18 protein-coding genes are annotated in these 16,926 nt (G+C 65.5%); 16 read left to right on the forward strand and 2 right to left on the reverse strand.

Annotation, left to right across the window (positions count from 1 at the left end):
• Positions 1-15 precede the first annotated feature (15 nt).
• From pilM to ACZ0AJ_RS14605, 5 genes are read left to right on the forward strand one after another with little or no spacing between them, the layout of a single operon-like run.
• Complete coding sequence (gene pilM, locus ACZ0AJ_RS14585) at positions 16-1,128, forward strand: pilus assembly protein PilM (protein ID WP_499455222.1); 1,113 nt, start codon at positions 16-18, stop codon at positions 1,126-1,128.
• Positions 1,121-1,780, forward strand: coding sequence for a hypothetical protein (locus tag ACZ0AJ_RS14590; protein WP_499455223.1), 660 nt, complete (start codon positions 1,121-1,123; stop codon positions 1,778-1,780). Before pilM ends, ACZ0AJ_RS14590 begins: the two co-directional genes overlap by 8 nt.
• Entirely contained in the window at positions 1,777-2,310 is a 534-nt protein-coding gene (locus ACZ0AJ_RS14595; protein ID WP_499455224.1) for a GspMb/PilO family protein, read from the forward strand. Before ACZ0AJ_RS14590 ends, ACZ0AJ_RS14595 begins: the two co-directional genes overlap by 4 nt.
• Complete coding sequence (locus tag ACZ0AJ_RS14600) at positions 2,307-2,645, forward strand: hypothetical protein (protein WP_499455225.1); 339 nt, start codon at positions 2,307-2,309, stop codon at positions 2,643-2,645. Before ACZ0AJ_RS14595 ends, ACZ0AJ_RS14600 begins: the two co-directional genes overlap by 4 nt.
• A complete protein-coding gene (locus tag ACZ0AJ_RS14605) occupies positions 2,642-3,985 on the forward strand; it encodes a type II secretion system protein GspD (RefSeq protein WP_499455226.1) in 1,344 nt (447 codons plus the stop codon). Before ACZ0AJ_RS14600 ends, ACZ0AJ_RS14605 begins: the two co-directional genes overlap by 4 nt.
• An 11-nt stretch (positions 3,986-3,996) precedes the next feature.
• On the opposite strand, the gene ACZ0AJ_RS14610 is transcribed toward ACZ0AJ_RS14605, so the two are convergent.
• Together ACZ0AJ_RS14610 and fliE are read right to left on the reverse strand one after the other, a co-directional pair.
• Entirely contained in the window at positions 3,997-5,835 is a 1,839-nt protein-coding gene (locus ACZ0AJ_RS14610; protein ID WP_499455227.1) for a M14 family metallopeptidase, read from the reverse strand.
• A 158-nt stretch (positions 5,836-5,993) separates the two neighbouring features.
• Positions 5,994-6,368, reverse strand: coding sequence for a flagellar hook-basal body complex protein FliE (fliE, locus tag ACZ0AJ_RS14615; RefSeq protein WP_183555708.1), 375 nt, complete (start codon positions 6,366-6,368; stop codon positions 5,994-5,996).
• Between the two features lie 189 nt (positions 6,369-6,557).
• Between fliE and fliF the strand changes: the two genes are divergently transcribed.
• The 11 genes from fliF (at position 6,558) to fliP (ending at position 16,922) form a co-directional block, all read left to right on the forward strand.
• Entirely contained in the window at positions 6,558-8,258 is a 1,701-nt protein-coding gene (fliF, locus tag ACZ0AJ_RS14620) for a flagellar basal-body MS-ring/collar protein FliF (protein WP_499455228.1), read from the forward strand.
• Positions 8,251-9,255, forward strand: a complete 1,005-nt coding sequence (gene fliG, locus ACZ0AJ_RS14625; protein ID WP_499455438.1) for a flagellar motor switch protein FliG — start codon at positions 8,251-8,253, stop codon at positions 9,253-9,255. Before fliF ends, fliG begins: the two co-directional genes overlap by 8 nt.
• Complete coding sequence (fliH, locus tag ACZ0AJ_RS14630) at positions 9,255-10,028, forward strand: flagellar assembly protein FliH (protein WP_499455229.1); 774 nt, start codon at positions 9,255-9,257, stop codon at positions 10,026-10,028. Before fliG ends, fliH begins: the two co-directional genes overlap by 1 nt.
• Before the next feature lies 1 nt (position 10,029).
• A complete protein-coding gene (gene fliI, locus ACZ0AJ_RS14635) occupies positions 10,030-11,454 on the forward strand; it encodes a flagellar protein export ATPase FliI (RefSeq protein ID WP_183555712.1) in 1,425 nt (474 codons plus the stop codon).
• A gap of 40 nt (positions 11,455-11,494) precedes the next feature.
• Positions 11,495-11,938 carry a flagellar export protein FliJ gene (gene fliJ, locus ACZ0AJ_RS14640; protein ID WP_183555713.1) on the forward strand — a complete coding sequence of 148 codons (444 nt, stop codon included), beginning with the start codon at positions 11,495-11,497 and terminating at the stop codon, positions 11,936-11,938.
• 25 nt (positions 11,939-11,963) lie between these two features.
• Positions 11,964-13,295 (forward strand): flagellar hook-length control protein FliK, encoded by a 1,332-nt coding sequence (locus ACZ0AJ_RS14645; RefSeq protein WP_499455230.1) that lies wholly within the window; start codon positions 11,964-11,966, stop codon positions 13,293-13,295.
• 199 nt (positions 13,296-13,494) lie between these two features.
• A complete protein-coding gene (fliL, locus tag ACZ0AJ_RS14650) occupies positions 13,495-14,016 on the forward strand; it encodes a flagellar basal body-associated protein FliL (protein WP_183555715.1) in 522 nt (173 codons plus the stop codon).
• Positions 14,017-14,028: 12 nt separating this feature from the next.
• Positions 14,029-15,012 (forward strand): flagellar motor switch protein FliM, encoded by a 984-nt coding sequence (gene fliM / locus ACZ0AJ_RS14655; RefSeq protein WP_183555716.1) that lies wholly within the window; start codon positions 14,029-14,031, stop codon positions 15,010-15,012.
• A 47-nt stretch (positions 15,013-15,059) separates the two neighbouring features.
• The gene (gene fliN / locus ACZ0AJ_RS14660) at positions 15,060-15,503 is read left to right on the forward strand and encodes a flagellar motor switch protein FliN (RefSeq protein ID WP_499455231.1); all 444 of its coding nucleotides are present in this window, start codon (positions 15,060-15,062) and stop codon (positions 15,501-15,503) included.
• Complete coding sequence (gene fliO, locus ACZ0AJ_RS14665) at positions 15,500-16,192, forward strand: flagellar biosynthetic protein FliO (RefSeq protein ID WP_499455232.1); 693 nt, start codon at positions 15,500-15,502, stop codon at positions 16,190-16,192. The genes fliN and fliO overlap by 4 nt, the downstream gene beginning before the upstream one ends.
• Entirely contained in the window at positions 16,182-16,922 is a 741-nt protein-coding gene (gene fliP, locus ACZ0AJ_RS14670; RefSeq protein WP_183555719.1) for a flagellar type III secretion system pore protein FliP, read from the forward strand. Before fliO ends, fliP begins: the two co-directional genes overlap by 11 nt.
• Positions 16,923-16,926 lie beyond the last annotated feature (4 nt).

Genomic DNA, 16,926 nt, shown 5'->3' on the forward strand with positions numbered 1-16,926 from the left:
CGACGTGAGCCCAACATGACATTGCGCCAACTCGTAACGACCATGCAGCACCGGCTGCGGCCATCGGCAGCGCGGCCCATTGGCGCCGACTTCGCCGCCAACCGGCTCAACCTGGTGCAGGCCGACTGGCGCGATGGCGGCTGGCGTTTGCGCGCTGCCAGTTCGCTGCCTTATCCGATGCCGCGCGACGTGCTGCTGGCCTCACCGAAGGCGCTGGTGCAATTCGTCGATGCCGCGCTGGCGCAGGCGCCGTTCCAGGGCCGCCGCGTGATTTCCGCCCTGCCCCCGGCCGACGTGCGCATCCTGCCTCTGACGGTGCATGTCGCCAGTGGCCAGACCGAGGCGCAGGCCGTGGGCCGCGCGGTGGGCGAGCAACTGGGCGAGCGGGCCGGCCAGCACGTCATCGATTATTACCAGGTGCGCGGCGCCGACATGGACGGCGGCGAACGGCAGGTGCTGGTTGCTGCCGCGCTCAAGCACCGGGTGCTCGATTATCTGGCGATGCTGGAGCACGCGCGCCTGGAGCCGGTCGCGCTCGACATCGGCCCGGCTGCCATCGGCCGCCTGCTCGCCACGCTGCACGGCAGCGACGTCGGCCAGTCAGTCGCGCTGCTCAATTTCGGCGCGGCCAAAAGCTACCTGACCGTGATCTGGGGCCGGCGCCTGATGCTCGATCGCGAGATCGCGTTTGGCGAAGACATGCTGGCCGGCGCTGTTGCAGGCGCGCTCGACCTCCAACCCGACACGGCCGCCAGCCTGCTGCGCCAGCACGGCATCGGCGCGCGCCCCGGCATGGCGGTCGACAGCCCGCACATCGAGCTGCGGCGCGCGATCCGCGCCATCCTGCACCCGGCCTGCCAGGCACTGGCCGACGAACTCGCCCACACGCAGGTGTACGTGGCCTCGCGCACGCGCGGCAGCTCGATCAGCCGCCTGTACCTCAATGGCAGCCTGGCGCGCTACCCCGATATCCAGTCCCGGATCGCCGAGCTGATCGACGTGCCGGTGCATCTGCTCGATCCGTTTGGCGCCTTCCCCGAATCGGCCAGGGACACGGCAGGCGAACCGGCGACGACATCGCTCGCGCTGGCCACCGGCCTGGCGCTGCGCGGAGGCGCGGATGGCTGATATCGACATGATCCCGCGCAGCTACCGCGACGGCGTGCGCGTGCGCCGTACGCTGCGCCGCGCCGGGGTGGCGCTGGCCGCGATCGTTCTCGGCGCGGCGGCCGGCAGCGGGGCACTGCGCTGGCAGAGCGCCGCACTGGAGCGCCGCACGGCCACGCTGCAGCAGGCGGCGAGCGCGGCGCAGACCAGTCAGGCGCAGGCGGCCACCGCCCAGGCAGCGCGCGAGCGCCTGCTGGCGCAACAGGGCCTGCTGCGCGCGCTGCGGCGCGAAGGCGAACTGGCCGCGCTGGCCGCTGCCATCGACAGCGCCCTGCCCGCGAATGCCTGGCTGACCGCCATCAATCTGCAGCGTGATCTGCAACTGGCAACGGCGACCCCGGCCACCGCTACGGCGCCAGCGCCGGCCCCGGACAGCCGGGCAACGACATTCGCTACCGGCAACGCGGATGGCGGCACGCTGGTGATGGTCAGCAGCGTCGAACTGGCCGGCCAGGCGGCCGATTACAACGGCATCACGGATTTCCTGTCGAGCCTGGGGCGCATGCCCGGCATGCATGGCGTCGAACTGCTCTCGAGCAGCGCCAATCCGTCGACGGCGGCGATTGATTTCCGCGCCGTGGTCGTGCTGGTCCCGCCGGCGGAGGCGCCATGAGCCCGAAACTGCGCGACCTGCTCGCCGCCCTGCCTGCGCGCCAGCTCAATCTCGTCGTCGGCGGCGCGATCGTCATCGCACTGCTGCTGGCATGGACGCTGGCCCTGCGCGCGCCGCTGGCGGCCTACCGGCAGCACAAGGCAACGCTGGCCGCACTGGAAGCAGCGGGCACGGCCACACCAGGCGCTGCACCGCCGTCGGCCTCCGCCGCCGCCATCACACCAGCGCCAGCGCCACCGGAGCCGCTGGCCCTGATCGCGGCGGTCAGTCACAGCGCTGCAGCGGCCGATGTGGCCGTGTTGTCGGCAGCGCAAGGCACGCAGCGCACCGTGGGCGGCGTGCGACTGCTCACGGTCGAGATCGTGGCCAGCGCCCGCTACACCGCCCTGCTGGACTGGATTGCCGCCATCGAACGGCAGCAGCCAACCGTGGGCATCCACCGACTGACCGTGGAAGCCGCCGACGATACCGACGAGCGCGCCATCACCCTGCAGCTTGTCATCCACGACACTGGAACACCACCACCATGAAACACATCTTGATGCCGATGCTGGCGCTGGTCCTTGCCGGCCTGGCAGCCAATGTGCTGGCCACGCCGCCCCGCATCGTGCGCGATCCGTTCGTCAGCCGGCTCCCGGCCAGCGCGCCACTGGCCGCTGCGGCGCCCGCACCCGCCACGCCGCCACGCCTGCGCGCGGTGGTGCTCAACGGCGCGCAGTCGCTGGCCAATCTCGACGGCAATGTCGTGGCCACCGGCGAACGTGTCGCCGGCTATACCGTGCTGCGCATCGATGCGCGCGGCGTGCTGCTGGGCCATGCCGGCAGCGAGCACCTGCTGACGATGCAGGACAAGGACGCCCAATGACCCCGCGCCACCTGCTCGTCGCCCTGTGCGCAGCCTGGGCCTGGCTCGCACTGCCCGCGACCGCGAACACTGCCGCACCAAGCGTGGTAACGAAGAGCACAACCACCGCACCGGTACCGCTGGCACCGGTAACGATGTCGTACACATTCCGCGACACGCCCATCGAAGAATTGTTCAACATGATTGCGCGCAGCGCACGCATCAATATCGTGCTGGGCAAGGGGGTCGGCGGCAACGTCTCGATCAACCTGTACGACATGACGGTGCGCGAGGCGATCGAGGCGATCGCCGAAGCCGGCGGCTTTGCGGTGACGGAACGCGCGGGTGGCTTCCTGATTTCGGACCCGAAGACCGCGCTGCCCGAGCGCGGCGCCATTCTGCAGGTGAAGGCGATGAAGGTGCGCTACGCCGACGTGACCAAGGTGGGCGCCATCCTGGCGCGCCAGATCGGCGTGCCCGGCACGGTGACCGTGCTCGACCAGACCAAGACGCTCGTGGTCGAAGCGACCGCGGCGGGCCTGGAGCGCGCAGCGCTGGTGCTGCGCGAAATCGACCGCGCGCCGCAGCAGATCCTGATCGAAGCGAAGATCCTGGAAATCACGCTCGACCAGAACGAAAACTTCGGTGTCGACTGGTCACGCGTGTTCAGCGGCGACGGCCCCGACACGGTGGGCGCGACGGGCTTTGCCACGCGCGCCGGCCCGCGCTTTTTCCTGAATCTGGTCAATGGGAATATCGAAGCCTACCTGAGCGCGCTGAGCAACAAGGGCCGCGTGCACACGCTGGCCACGCCGCGCCTGCTCGCCCTCGAGGACCAGGAAGCGAGCACGAATGTCGGCGACCAGCTGGGCTACCGCCTGACGACGACGATCAACAACGTCACGTCCGAATCGATCGAATTCCTCGACACCGGCGTGATCCTGCGCGTGACGCCGTCGGTGGACGCCGACGGACGCATCATGATGAAGATCCGGCCCGAAGTCAGCTCCGGCTCGGTATCGGCCGGCATTCCGTCGAAGAAGACGACCGAAGTGAACACGCAGCTGGTGGCCAGCGACGGGCAACCGGTGCTGATCGGCGGCCTGATCAAGCGCAGCCGCACCTACCGGCGCCTGGGTATCCCGCTGCTGTCGGATATTCCGGTAATTGGCGGCGCGTTCGGCAGCACCGACGACGGCGGCGCGGCCACCGAAACAATTGTCGTCATCACGCCGCGCATCGTGCCGTCCAGTGGCCCGGCCATCGATGGCGTTACCGAGCGCACGCTCCAGCAGGCCGAGCAGACCATGCGCACGCGCGGCGATATGCTCGATCGCAAGCTCGATACGCTCGACCGTTAAGGCCTGGCCTTTTACCTGGTCTCCCGGAGATTCACCGGTTGCACGTCGTGGATAGCATGGGCGTCGGCGCTGGTGCCAGTTTCGAACTGGCAGGTCGTCGTCTCTTGCTCAGTGAAGACGGGATAGGTGAACAGCGAGCGCTCAAAATAGTCGGAGCGCTGTAGCCACCAGCGCAAGCGCGCCTGAGGATCCGAGGACAGGGCTTTGTCGCTGGCAAGCGCTTGCTCGAAGCTTGCGCGCAATGCCGGGTCGCTTCCCATCATCCGGTCTGCCAATGGTGCCAGCAGGTGGTTGGACAAGCGCGATTCGGGCGGCAGCGCCTGGTCGAAGTAGCCTTGCGCCAGGAAGGAGTCATCACTCTCCGGCGCGAGCAGCGCAGCGGCAAGCGATCGTTGCGCCTGGTCGGCGGTGATGCGGACCGCCCCTGCCGGCAGAGTCACATTCTTGACGGCCTTGTACGGATTTGTCCGATCCTTGCCGTTGGCGAAGCCGACCACCCCGAGCGGGAGCGTGCATTGGCTGGCAAGCGCTTGCATCTGCACGCCATGGGCACGCAACGTTGCAATGATGTCCCGCTGCTCTGGCCGCACCCACCAGGCCTTGGGAAAATCCATTTCCCTGGTCGCGCGTACACCGTACACGGGCAAACCGATGTCGACTGGCTCTCCGGTCCAGCGCAACTCGCGTGCGCCGGAGGCCTTCGAGTCGTAGGTGTCGTAGCGATACCCCTTGAAGTCGCGTGTCGCCAGCGGTTCCGGGTCACGCTCCCACCCTGTCATCAGCCGCGCCGGACGTGCGGCCCGGTCTTGCGACTTGGCCTGCGCAATCCGTGCATGGTCGCGGGCGACGGTCCTGATCGATTGTTCCAGCAGCACATAGGTACCGAGCACGCGGCGCTTGTACGGCTTCATCGCATGATTCTCGACCAGCACCGTCGGAATGCCGGCAAAATCGCCATAGCCCGTCGAATAGCGCGGCCCCTCGGCGCTGATGCGCAGCCCCTTGTCCGGCTGGTCTTCATCGATCCAGCTGGGATAGACACCCGGCACATGCCCTTGTGCGACCAGCGCCGCGTCGACAGCCGTGGTGTAGTCGTTCATGAGCCACGCGGCGGTCGCGCGCGAGCGGGCATAACTGCCCCAGCCGGCGAACGTGTACGTGGTGTCGTACTGGTAATCGGTGCCGTCACTGACATGCACGTCGATGTACAGCGCCGGATTGAAGCGCTGCAGCAGTGCGACCACGGCGGCGATCTCGGGCGACTGCAGCCTCGCGTAGTCGCGGTTCAGATCGAGACCCTGCGCATTGGTGCGCGCCCCCTTGATCCGCAGCCCGCGCATATTGGGGCGACCGAACGGGCTGGTGTTTTCATGCGCGTCGACATTCAGGATCGGAATGAAGACGATGTCGACCCGGTCGAGCAGATCATCGCGGCCGCGAAACGCGATGTCGCGCAGCAGCATCAGGCCCGCATCCTTGCCGTCGATTTCGCCGGCATGGATGCCCGCCTGGATCATGACCACCGGCTTGCCGGCGCCGGGTTTCTTCGCCAGCGCGTAGACCAGTTCGCGGCCCTGGTAGCTCTTGCCGAACGTGTGCAGCGAGAGCAGATCGGACTTCGCATCCATGGCACGCAGATAGCCAAGCGTGCTGGCAGCGTCAGGGGAATCCTGAAAATCCGATTTCTCGGCCGGCGTGATCCACGGGTCGTTCGGGGCGGCGACCAGTTGTTCGCTGGCGCCGGTCCATGGCGCGGCGGGCGGCAGCAGTGACGGTTCTGCGGTGCTGGCCGATGCCGCAAGCGACATCAGCAGAAAGGGTGTGGAGAAAATTGATGGGAACGTCGGCAACTTGCATCCTTTGACTGGGGATGCCAGTGCCTGCACGGCGTCGGCAGGACTGGCTGGTGAGTCCGGCGAACGGAAGCATCGTTTGCGGGCAAACGATAATGATAATGGATTATCAAAAAGGCTGCCCGACGATCCCTGTTGCTGCCACAGGACTTGCCTTACACCTGCATGTTCATGATGTCCTGATAGGCAGAAATCATCTTGTTGCGTACCTGCACAGTCGCCTGGAACGCGATGCTCGATTTTTGCATCGCCACCATCGTGTCCGACAGGCTGACCGTATCGTCGCCCATCGTGAAGCGCTTGCTCAGGGCCTGCGCCTCGGCCGAACGGTCGCTCACGCCCTGCAGCGTGCTGTGCAGGGCTTCCGCAAAATCGAGCTTGACCGTGGGTTTGCCCCCGATCGCGCTCGCGCCGCCCAGGCCATTGGCCACCTCGGGCGCCGCCGACGCTTTGGTCGCTGCCGCCTTGAGCTGCTCCATCATGGCCTGGATCCGGCTTGTATCAATCCCGCCGATGCCGCCAATACTCATCTTGCCCTCCGCTTGTGTTCGCTTTGCAGAAAACTCTACAAATGCACTCAGGGAAGCAGAATAGCAGCGCAAAAGCGAATTTGACCTGCGAATCAGGCCCGTAAACGCCCGCTATTTCGGGGTTTGAATGTTGCCCGGTGGCTCCATAATGCGTGCTGTCCCCACCCATTTTGACCAGGCCCCTCCACCATGGCAGCAACTGCTGAAAACCTTATCGACACGCCACCAGGCACGCCGGCCCCCGCTACCCCGTCGTTTTTCCAGACGACCATGGGCAAGCGCGTTGCCGTGGGTGGTGGTGTCGCGCTCATTCTGGCGTTGATGATTGCGGTCTGGATGTGGAGCCAGGCGCCGGAGTACCGGGTCCTGTTCGCCAATTACAGCGACCGCGATGGCGGCGCCATTACCGCGTCGCTCGACCAGATGGGTGTGCAGTACAAGTTTTCGGAAGGCGGCAACGCGATCCTCGTGCCGGCCGAACATATCCACGATCTGCGCCTGAAGCTTGCGGCGCAGGGCTTGCCGAAAGGCGGCAACGTCGGCTTCGAGCTGATGGAGAACCAGAAGCTGGGCGTGTCGCAATTCCTGGAACAAGTCAATTACCAGCGCTCGCTCGAAGGCGAGCTGGCGCGTTCGATCCAGTCGCTGGGGTCGGTGGCCGCGGCGCGCGTCCACCTGGCGCTGCCAAAACCATCCGTCTTCGTGCGCGACCAGCAAAAGCCGACCGCGTCCGTGCTGCTGAACCTGCAGCCGGGTCGCGCGCTCGATCCGGGCCAGGTCAGCGCCATCGTCCACCTGGTCGCGTCGAGCGTGCCGGAACTCACCACAGGTAACGTCACCGTCGTCGACCAGAACGGCGCGCTGCTGTCCGATACCAGCAACAAGGGCGCGGGCGGCAAGTCGCTCGATCCGACCCAGCTCAAGTACGTCGACCAGGTCCAGCAGAACATCATCAAGCAGGTCGAGTCGATCATCAAGCCGCTCGTCGGCGAAGGCAATGTGCGCGCCGAAGCCACCGCCGAAGTGGACTTCGCCCAGGTCGATACGGCGGCTGAAATGTACAAGCCGAATTCGCCACCGGAGCCGCAGGCGATCCGCAGCACGCAGAGTTCGGAAGTCGTCGGCGCGGGCGGCGCGGCATCCGGCGTGCCGGGCGCGCTGTCGAACCAGCCGCCAGGCGTGAACACGGCGCCGATCCAGGGCGCGCCGCCGGCCGAAGCAGCCGCACCGAGCGCCCCGACCAGCAAGAACTCGACCACGAATTACGAAGTCGACAAGACCATCCGCTACGAGCAGCGTCCGATGGGCGGCATCAAGCGCCTGACGGTCGGCGTGGTCGTGAATCACCGCCGCATCGTCGACCCGGCCACCGGCAAGGTCACCGTGCGTCCGCTGGCCGCGGCCGAAGTGGCCCAGATCAATGAGCTGGTCAAGCAGGCGATGGGCTACAACCAGGCCCGCGGCGACACGCTGAACGTGACCAACGCGCCGTTCGACGGCGTGGACAAACCGGCCGAGGCGGTGGTAGAACCGACCTGGTGGAGCGATCCGGCGAACTTCCCGCTGTTCAAGGACCTGGCCCGCTATGCCTTCGTGGCTGCCGTGATCGCCTTCCTGTACTTCCGCTTCCTGCGTCCGCTGCTGCGCCCGGCCATCAAGAAGTTCGACGAAGCCACCGCCGTGCCGGAAGAGCCAAAGGAAGAAGAAAAGGACGAGGACGCCGAAGAAGAAGTCGCCGACACGCCGGCCGAAGAAGCGATCAAGGAAGAAGAAAAGATACGTCAGGACATGGGTTACCGCGCCAACCTGAAAATGGCGCAAGAGCTGGCAAACAAGGATCCGCGCATCGTCGCCAACGTGATCAAAGGATGGTTGGGTTCAAATGAGTGATAAAGACAAAGACAATACCAACAAGGCCGCCATCCTGATGCTGGCCCTGGGTGAATCCGAAGCGTCGGAGGTGATGAAGTTTCTGGGCCCGCGCGAAGTGCTCAAGCTGGGCGCCGCGATGGCGCAGATGAAGGCGGTGCAGCACGAACAGGTGGTCACGGTGCTCGAAGACTTCGTTACCGAAACCAATCTGCACTCGACCGTGGGCCTGGATTCGGACGAGTACATCCGCCAGGTGCTGACCAAGGCGCTGGGCGACGACAAGGCGGCCGTGCTGCTCAACCGTATTCTCGGCGGCAAGGACGCGTCGGGCATCGAAAGCCTGAAGTGGATGGACTCGGTGTCGGTCGCCGAGCTCATCCGCAACGAGCACCCGCAGATCATCGCCACGATCCTGGTCCACCTCGAGCGCGACCAGGCCTGTGAAATTCTGGCAAACTTTACGGAACGGTTGCGTAACGACGTGGTGCTGCGCATCGCAACGCTCGACGGCGTGCAGCCGGCGGCGCTGCGCGAACTGAACGACGTGCTGACCAAGCTGTTGTCGGGCAATGAGCACATCAAGAAGTCGTCGCTGGGCGGTGTGCGTACGGCGGCCGAGATCTTGAACTTCATGAGCGGCGAGCAGGAATCGGCCGTGATGGACAACATCAAGAACTACGACAACGACATGGCGCAGAAGATCATGGACGAGATGTTCGTGTTCGACAATATTATCGATATCGACGATCGTGGTATCCAGTTGCTGCTGCGTGAAGTACAGTCCGACATGCTGATCATTGCGCTCAAGGGCGCCTCGCAGGATCTGCGCGAGAAGGTGTTCAAGAATATGTCGCAGCGTGCCAGCGAAATGATGCGCGAAGACCTGGAGTCGAAAGGTCCGGTGCGCTTGTCTGAAGTGGAATCCCAGCAGAAGCAGATTCTGCAGATCGTGCGGCGACTGTCCGATGAAGGCCAGATCGTCCTGGGTGGTAAAGGAGAGGATTCGTTCGTCTGATGGCAATTTCAAAAGAACAGCAGAGCGCCTACCAGCGCTGGGAAATGGCCTCGTTTGGCGACGAGCGCCCCAGCACGCTTGCCCGGCGCGCTGCTGAGCAGCCATCCGCCCCCGCAGCATCGGCGGGCGTATCGCTGAACAGCCTCGGCCTCGGCCTGCCGCCGAATGTCATGCTGCCCAGCGTCGAAGAACTCGAGGCGATGCGCGAGGCGGCGCGCCAGGAAGGCTTCGCGCAGGGCCTGGACGAAGGCCGCGTGCAGGGCCGCGCCGACGGCCAAGCTGAAGGCCGCGCCGAAGGGTATGCCGAAGGTTTTGCTGCCGGTAGCGCCGAGGGTGAGCAAGCCGCCAAAGAAGAACTAGAGCAATTGCGCACGGTTGCCGCCAGCTTCGGCAATGCCGTGGCGCAGGCCGACGAAACGATCGCCAGGGATGTGCTCGACCTGGCGCTGCGCCTGGCGCGCGGCATGGTGCGCACTGGCCTGGACGTGCGGCCCGAGCTCATCATGTCGGTGGTGCGCGACGCCATCAACCAGTTGCCGATCCTGCAGCAGCCCGCCCTTCTGATGCTCAATCCGCAGGATGCCGAACTGGTACGCCATGGCATGGCCGAAGAACTGGCCACCGGCGGCTGGCGCATCATCGAGAATGCCACCATCGCGCGCGGCGGCTGCCGGGTGGAGACGGCCAGCAACCAGATCGATGCCCAGGTCGAGGCCCGCTGGCAACGCCTGACCCACGCGCTGGCCGCCAACGTCGACTGGCTAAGCCCGTAACATGGACGACCACACCACCCCGCAACCGCCCCAGGCATCCTCGCACGACCGCCACACGGCGCGCTGGAAAGCGTATATCCGCGACTGCGACACGCTCGTCAGCTTTGCCGAACCGCTGCAGATTTCGGGGCGCGTCACGCGCGTGGCGGGCCTGGTCATGGAATGCGTTGGCCTGCGGCTGGCCGTGGGCGCGGCCTGCACGATCCCCACCGCCAGCGGCCAGATCGAGGCCGAAGTGGTCGGGTTCGAGGGCGAGCGCCTGTTTTTGATGCCGCAAAGCGACACCGAAGGCGTCGTGCCCGGCTCGCGCGTGTTCCCCGTCGAAAGCGTGCTTCCGCCACCGGGCAGCGTGCCGCACGGGCGGCGCCGGCCGCAAGACCGCGCACGCCACCTGCCGGTGGGCATCCAGCTGCTGGGCCGCGTCGTCGATGGCGCCGGCCGGCCGCTCGATGGCCTGGGCCCGCTCGGCACGTCCGACATGGCGCCGCTGAACGCCCGCCCCGTCAATCCGCTCGACCGCGCGCCGATCAAGGACACGCTCGACGTCGGCGTGCGCGCCATCAATTCGATGCTGACGGTCGGCCGCGGCCAACGCCTGGGCCTGTTCGCCGGTACCGGTGTCGGTAAATCGGTCCTGCTCGGCATGATCGCGCGCTACACCGAGGCCGAAATCATCGTCGTTGGCCTGATCGGCGAACGGGGCCGCGAGGTCAAGGAATTCATCGACCAGATCCTGGGCCCGGAAGGTCGCGCACGCTCGGCCGTGGTGGCCGCGCCGGCCGACTCGCCGCCCCTCTTGCGCCTGCAGGGCGCGGCCTACGCCACCGCCATTGCCGAGTACTTCCGCGACCAGGGCAAGAATGTCATGCTGATCATGGATTCGCTGACCCGCTACGCGATGGCGCAGCGTGAAATCGCGCTGGCCATCGGCGAGCCGCCGGCGACCAAGGGTTATCCGCCATCCGTGTTCGCCAAGCTGCCGGTGCTGGTCGAACGGGCCGGCAACGGCCTCGAAGGCGGCGGCTCGATCACGGCGTTTTATACCGTGCTGTCCGAGGGCGACGACCAGCAGGATCCGATCGCCGATGCCGCGCGCGGTATTCTCGACGGCCACATCGTGCTCAACCGCCACCTGGCCGAAGCCGGTCACTACCCGGCGATCGACATCGAACAATCGATTTCGCGCGCCATGCACTCGATCACCACGCACGAGCACCAGCTGGCGGCGCGCAAGCTCAAGCAGCTGTACTCGCGCTACCAGCGCTCGCGCGACCTGATCAGTGTGGGCGCGTACGCGGCCGGCAGCGATCCGGTGCTCGACATGGCGATTGCCAAGAACACCGAGATCGAGGAATTCCTGTGCCAGGAAATCCACGACAACGCGTCGCTTCCCGAGAGCTTGGGGCGATTGACCACGTTATTCTAGTGATTGCGGGCAACGTCATGCCGGTAGAATGTGATTCACCATGGCACAAGCTTCCGCTCTCGAAACACTGATCGACCTGGCGCAACGCGATTCCGACGCGGCCGCCAAGCGGCTCGGTGCGGCCCTGAAACTGGTCGAGGACGCCGAACAGAAGCTGGCCATGCTGGTCGGCTACCGCGACGAATACGCGCGCAAGCTCGACACTGCCCAGATGGACGGCATCACCCCTTTCGCGTACCACAACTTCGTTGCCTTCATTGGCAAGCTGGACCACGCATTGAGTGGCCAGCGCGAGGTGCTCAAACACGCGCAGAACAAGGCGACGTTCGAGCGCACGACCTGGCAGGAAAGCGAGCGCAAGCGCCTGTCCTACCGCACGCTGAACGAACGTGCGGCAAGTGAAGCACTCAAGGTCGAGAACAAGCGCGACCAGAAGCAGATGGATGACCACGCAGCCCGTGGCGCCCGTTACAAACAACGCTGAACCAACGTCGATAGTCGAGTCCACCATGACGATGCAGACCAATACCCTCCCGTTTCAGATCACCGGCGCCAACGCCACGGCGCAGCGTCCGGCCATGCCCGATCGCCTGGCCGACGCAGCACGCAGCAGCGGCACTGGCGGATTCAGCGCCACGCTGAACCGTGAAATGGCCACGCGCCAGCCCGCTGCGCCGCCGCCACCAGCGGCGCAACCGAAACCGGCGCCAGGACCAAAACCGGCGGCCCCCGACAAGCAGACCAACCGCGAGCCGGTGCGTGAAGGCCCGACCCGGTCGACCATCCGCCCTCCAATGCATGACGGCGACGCCAAGTCCACACAAGCGGCCAGCAGCAGCACGGCGGACGCGGCAAGCGATGCCGATGACGCTGCGGCAGCAGAAGCGGCCGCGGCCGCGGCAGCAGCGGCAGCCACCACGCCGGTGACGGACATGCTGGCCTTCATGGCCAGCCTGAGCCAGCCGGCCAGCACCGCCGCCACCGTGAGCACGGACACCGCCGCAGCCGACACCGCCACGCCAGGCGACGCCCAACTGACGGCGCTCGAAACGGCGCTCGACAATATGCAAACCATGGCCGCCGGCGCGACCGTCACCCCTGACGCAGCCGACGCCACCGACGCCAGCACCAGCGGCACCAGCAAGGGCCAGGCACCCGCCAGCGGCGTGCAGCAGGCACCCGCCGAACTGCGCACCACGCAGGCGCCTGGCGCCGCGCTGCCACAGGGCGAGCAGGCTGTCGGCCAGTTCCAGGCCCAGCTGCGCGATACACAGCAACAGCAGCAGCAATTGCCGGTGGCCGAAGAAGCGCCGGCCCCGCTGGCCACATTGCAGGCCCAGGCGGCCAAGGTCGATGCCACGGGCAATCCGGCGATGCCGGGCGACCGCATCCCGGCGCGCCTGGGCACCCAGGCCTGGGACAACCAGGTCAGCCAGCGCATCGTGTACATGGTCGGCAAGGAACAAGCGGCCACGCTGACGCTCAATCCGCCCGACCTGGGCCCGGTGCAGATTGTGCTGAACGTGACCAACGACCAGGCCACCGTGGCCTTCTCGTCCGACCAGCTCGACGTGCGCCAGGCGCTTGAAAACGCCCTGCCCCGCCTGCGCGAAATGATGAGCGAAAGCGGCATCGCGCTGGGCAATGCCACGGTCGATGCCAACGTGCCCGACCAGCGCCAGCAGCAACAGGACAGTGACCGCCGCGCGCAGGGCGGCCAGCGCGGCGCCGGTGGCCTGACGGGCGATGGCCAGGATGCCGCACCGGCCGTGAACGAGGTCGCGCCGCGCACGCGTACCGTGTCGATCGGCGACCGTGGCATGGTCGATCTGTTCGCCTGATGCAGCACGGCTGTCCCGGGGGCGGCCACACGGCCGCCCTTTTCTATTCTGTCATCGCGCCTCAGCAACAATCACACGGATTACCACGGCTTCCCCCCTCTTTTCGAGGCTTGCCAGGACGCATCTTTCCGCGACAATGCCATAATGACGAACCCTCACCAACCAGCGGCAAAGACACATCTTGAAAGCGAATCCGAAAATGAAAGCTGATCCGAAAGCGGACACCGCAGCGGCACCTTCCGGCTCGAAGAAAAAGCTGATCATCATGATCCTCGCCGCCGTGCTGGTGCTGGGCGCAGGCGCCGGTGCGGGCTGGTACTTCACGCAGGGCGCCGCCGCCCATGGCGAAGAAGAAGACGCGCCAGCCAAAGAGCACAAGAAAAAGAAAAAGAAGAACCCGGACGCAAAAGCCGAGTACGTGCCGATCGAATCGTTCACCGTGAACCTGCAACCGGAAAACGGCGAACAGTATTTGCAAGTACAGTTCACGCTGCAAGTGGCGGGTCCCGAGCAGGCCACGCTGGTCAAGGACAATATGGCGATCGTGCGCAACCGCATGCTGCTGCTGCTGTCGAGCAAAAAAGCATCCGAGATCAGCACCGTCGAGGGCAAGCAGCAGCTCGCCACCGAGATCCAGAAAGCCATTACCGAACCCTTCGAGAAAGATGGCGACGAACAGGAAGTGTCCGACGTATTATTCACCTCGTTCATCATCCAGTAAATCCAGACAAACATGGCCGATAATTTCCTCTCCCAGGAAGAAGTCGATGCCCTCTTAAAAGGGGTCAACGGCGATCAGGACGACATCTCGGCGCCTGAAGACACCTCGGGGGTCCGCACCTATAACCTGGCAACGCAGGAGCGCATCGTGCGCGGCCGCATGCCGACGCTCGAGATCATCAACGAGCGCTTCGCCAGGTATTTGCGGATTGGGTTGTTCAACTTTTTGCGCCGCAGCGCCGAAGTGTCGGTCGGCTCGGTGCGGGTGTCAAAATACAGCGAGTTCATCCGCAACCTCGTGGTCCCGACCAACCTGAACCTGGTGCACATGAAGCCGCTGCGCGGCACGGCGCTGATGGTGCTCGATCCGGGCCTCGTGTTCCTGCTGGTGGACAACCTGTTCGGTGGCGACGGGCGCTTCCACACCCGCGTCGAGGGCCGCGATTTTACCCAGACCGAGCAGCGCATCATCATGCGCATCCTCGACATCATCTTCGAGGCGTATGCCAAGTCATGGGAGCCGGTGTTCCCGGTCGAATTCGAGTTCATCCGTTCCGAGATGAACACGCAGTTCGCCAACATCGCCACGCCGAACGAAGTGGTGGTGTCGTGCACCTTCACGGTCGAGCTGGGCTCGGTGTCGGGCCAGATCCACTTCTGCATGCCGTATTCGATGATCGAGCCGATCCGCGATGCACTGACCTCGAGCCTGCAGGGCGAAGCGCTCGAAGTCGACAAGCGCTGGGTGCGCCTGATGACGCAGCAGATCCAGGTCGCCGAAGTCGAGCTGGTCGCGGTGCTGGGCCATGGCAAGGCCAACTTCGACGAAATCCTCAACATGAAGATTGGCGACGTGATCCCGATCGTGGTGCCCGAGATGGTGCAGGCCACGGTCGACGGCGTCCCCGTGATGGACTGCAGCTACGGCGTCTTCAGCGGGCAATATGCGCTGAAGGTCGAGAAGCTGCTCGCCAATAGCGACACATTCAACAAGTAATTGGTATATTGGCAAGGCGCATCGCGCTGGCCGTACAGGAGAACACCATGTCCGACAATCAGGAAGACCAGGAACACATCGACGACGATTGGGGCGCCGCCATTGCCGAACAGGCCGCGGCCGAAGCGGCAGCACTCGAACGCCAGACGTCCGCCGCAGCCGCCGCACCGGTGGCCTCTGCAGCCGTGTTCAAGGATTTTTCGAACAAGGGCGCGCGCAACGAAACGCCGAACGATATCGACTTCATCCTCGACATCCCGGTGCAACTGACGGTCGAACTGGGCCGCACCAAGATCGCCATCAAGAACCTGCTGCAACTGGCGCAGGGTTCGGTGGTCGAGCTCGACGGCCTGGCGGGTGAACCGATGGACGTGCTCGTCAACGGTTGCCTGATCGCCCAGGGCGAGGTGGTGGTCGTGAACGACAAATTCGGTATCCGCCTCACCGACATCATCACGCCATCAGAGCGGATTCGCAAACTCAATAAATGACCGCACGCCGCGCCGCCAGCTATTTCACGACCATTGCGGCGCTGCTGCTGGCAGCGCCGCTCGCGCTGGCGCAGCAGGCGGCGCCAGCCACGGATACCACCACCGGCCGGGCGCCCGCCCCTGCTGTGCCGGCGCCGGCCACCGTGCCCGCCACGACCGCGCCACCGGTTGCCGCGCTGCCGGGCGATGCTGCGGCACTGCCGGGCAATGCTGCGGTGCCTGCAGAAGCTGCTGCAGCGGCAGTGACGGCGGCCACGCCGGCGCCATCCACCACGACCACCGCCCCCGCCATCACGCCGATGCGCCCGCCGCCGCAAGTCGCGCTGCCGGCCTCGAGCGGCTCCGGCGCGGCCGGCCTGCTGCAAACGATTTTCGCGCTGCTGCTCGTGCTGGGCCTGTTGATCGGCCTGGCCTGGCTGCTCAAGCGCTACGGCCCCAAGCCGGGCGGCGGCCTGGCCAACCTGCGCGTGGTCGGTGCGCTCAATATCGGCGGGCGCGAACGCATCATGGTGGTCGAAGTGGGCGATCAGTGGATCGTCGTCGGCGCCGCCCCGGGCCGCGTCAACGCGCTGCACACGATGCCGCGCCAGGACGTGGATTTGGGCGCGGGCGCCGCACAAGGCAGCATCCCGGCCACACGCTTTGCCGACTGGCTCAAGAATACGATGGACAAACGCAATGCGTCATAAACACCTGTGGCTGGCCGCTGGCCTGGCCCTGCTGCCGCTGATCGCGGCGGCGCAGCCCGGCATCCCGGCGTTCCAGAGCAGCCCGGCGGCCAACGGCGGCACCGCGTATTCGCTGCCGGTGCAGACGCTGCTGCTGCTGACCTCGCTCACCTTTTTGCCCGCTGCGCTGTTGATGATGACGAGCTTCACGCGCATCATCATCGTGCTCTCGCTGCTGCGCCAGGCGCTCGGTACCCAGACCGCGCCACCGAACCAGGTGATGGTCGGGCTGGCGTTGTTTTTGACCTTTTTCGTGATGGGGCCGACCTTCGACCGCATCTACAGCGAAGCGTATCTGCCGCTGCAGAACAACCAGATCCAGATGACCGAGGCCATGAACCGGGGCGCCGTGCCGCTCAAGGAATTCATGATCAAGCAGACGCGCGAATCCGACCTGGCGCTGTTCGTCAAGATTTCGCGCTCGCCGGCGCTGCAGGGCCCTGAAGACATTCCGCTGCGCGTCTTGATTCCCGCGTTCGTCACGAGTGAACTCAAGACGGCGTTCCAGATCGGCTTTGCGATCTTCATCCCGTTCTTGATCATCGACATGGTGGTCGCGTCGGTCCTGATGGCGATGGGCATGATGATGATGTCCCCGGCCGTCATCGCGCTGCCGTTCAAGCTGATGCTGTTCGTGCTGGTCGACGGCTGGCAACTTCTGCTGGGCTCGCTGGCCCAGAGCTTCTACTAGAGGA

Source organism: Telluria sp. AC161, from assembly GCF_979258535.1.

Coding starts and splice junctions, on each gene's coding strand:
- pilM (WP_499455222.1), top strand. CDS start 16: ATGACATTGCGCCAACTCGTAACGACCATGCAGCACCGGCTGCGGCCA.
- ACZ0AJ_RS14590 (WP_499455223.1), top strand. CDS start 1,121: ATGGCTGATATCGACATGATCCCGCGCAGCTACCGCGACGGCGTGCGC.
- ACZ0AJ_RS14595 (WP_499455224.1), top strand. CDS start 1,777: ATGAGCCCGAAACTGCGCGACCTGCTCGCCGCCCTGCCTGCGCGCCAG.
- ACZ0AJ_RS14600 (WP_499455225.1), top strand. CDS start 2,307: ATGAAACACATCTTGATGCCGATGCTGGCGCTGGTCCTTGCCGGCCTG.
- ACZ0AJ_RS14605 (WP_499455226.1), top strand. CDS start 2,642: ATGACCCCGCGCCACCTGCTCGTCGCCCTGTGCGCAGCCTGGGCCTGG.
- fliE (WP_183555708.1), bottom strand. CDS start 6,368: ATGAGTATTGGCGGCATCGGCGGGATTGATACAAGCCGGATCCAGGCC.
- fliF (WP_499455228.1), top strand. CDS start 6,558: ATGGCAGCAACTGCTGAAAACCTTATCGACACGCCACCAGGCACGCCG.
- fliG (WP_499455438.1), top strand. CDS start 8,251: ATGAGTGATAAAGACAAAGACAATACCAACAAGGCCGCCATCCTGATG.
- fliH (WP_499455229.1), top strand. CDS start 9,255: ATGGCAATTTCAAAAGAACAGCAGAGCGCCTACCAGCGCTGGGAAATG.
- fliI (WP_183555712.1), top strand. CDS start 10,030: ATGGACGACCACACCACCCCGCAACCGCCCCAGGCATCCTCGCACGAC.
- fliJ (WP_183555713.1), top strand. CDS start 11,495: ATGGCACAAGCTTCCGCTCTCGAAACACTGATCGACCTGGCGCAACGC.
- ACZ0AJ_RS14645 (WP_499455230.1), top strand. CDS start 11,964: ATGACGATGCAGACCAATACCCTCCCGTTTCAGATCACCGGCGCCAAC.
- fliL (WP_183555715.1), top strand. CDS start 13,495: ATGAAAGCTGATCCGAAAGCGGACACCGCAGCGGCACCTTCCGGCTCG.
- fliM (WP_183555716.1), top strand. CDS start 14,029: ATGGCCGATAATTTCCTCTCCCAGGAAGAAGTCGATGCCCTCTTAAAA.
- fliN (WP_499455231.1), top strand. CDS start 15,060: ATGTCCGACAATCAGGAAGACCAGGAACACATCGACGACGATTGGGGC.
- fliO (WP_499455232.1), top strand. CDS start 15,500: ATGACCGCACGCCGCGCCGCCAGCTATTTCACGACCATTGCGGCGCTG.
- fliP (WP_183555719.1), top strand. CDS start 16,182: ATGCGTCATAAACACCTGTGGCTGGCCGCTGGCCTGGCCCTGCTGCCG.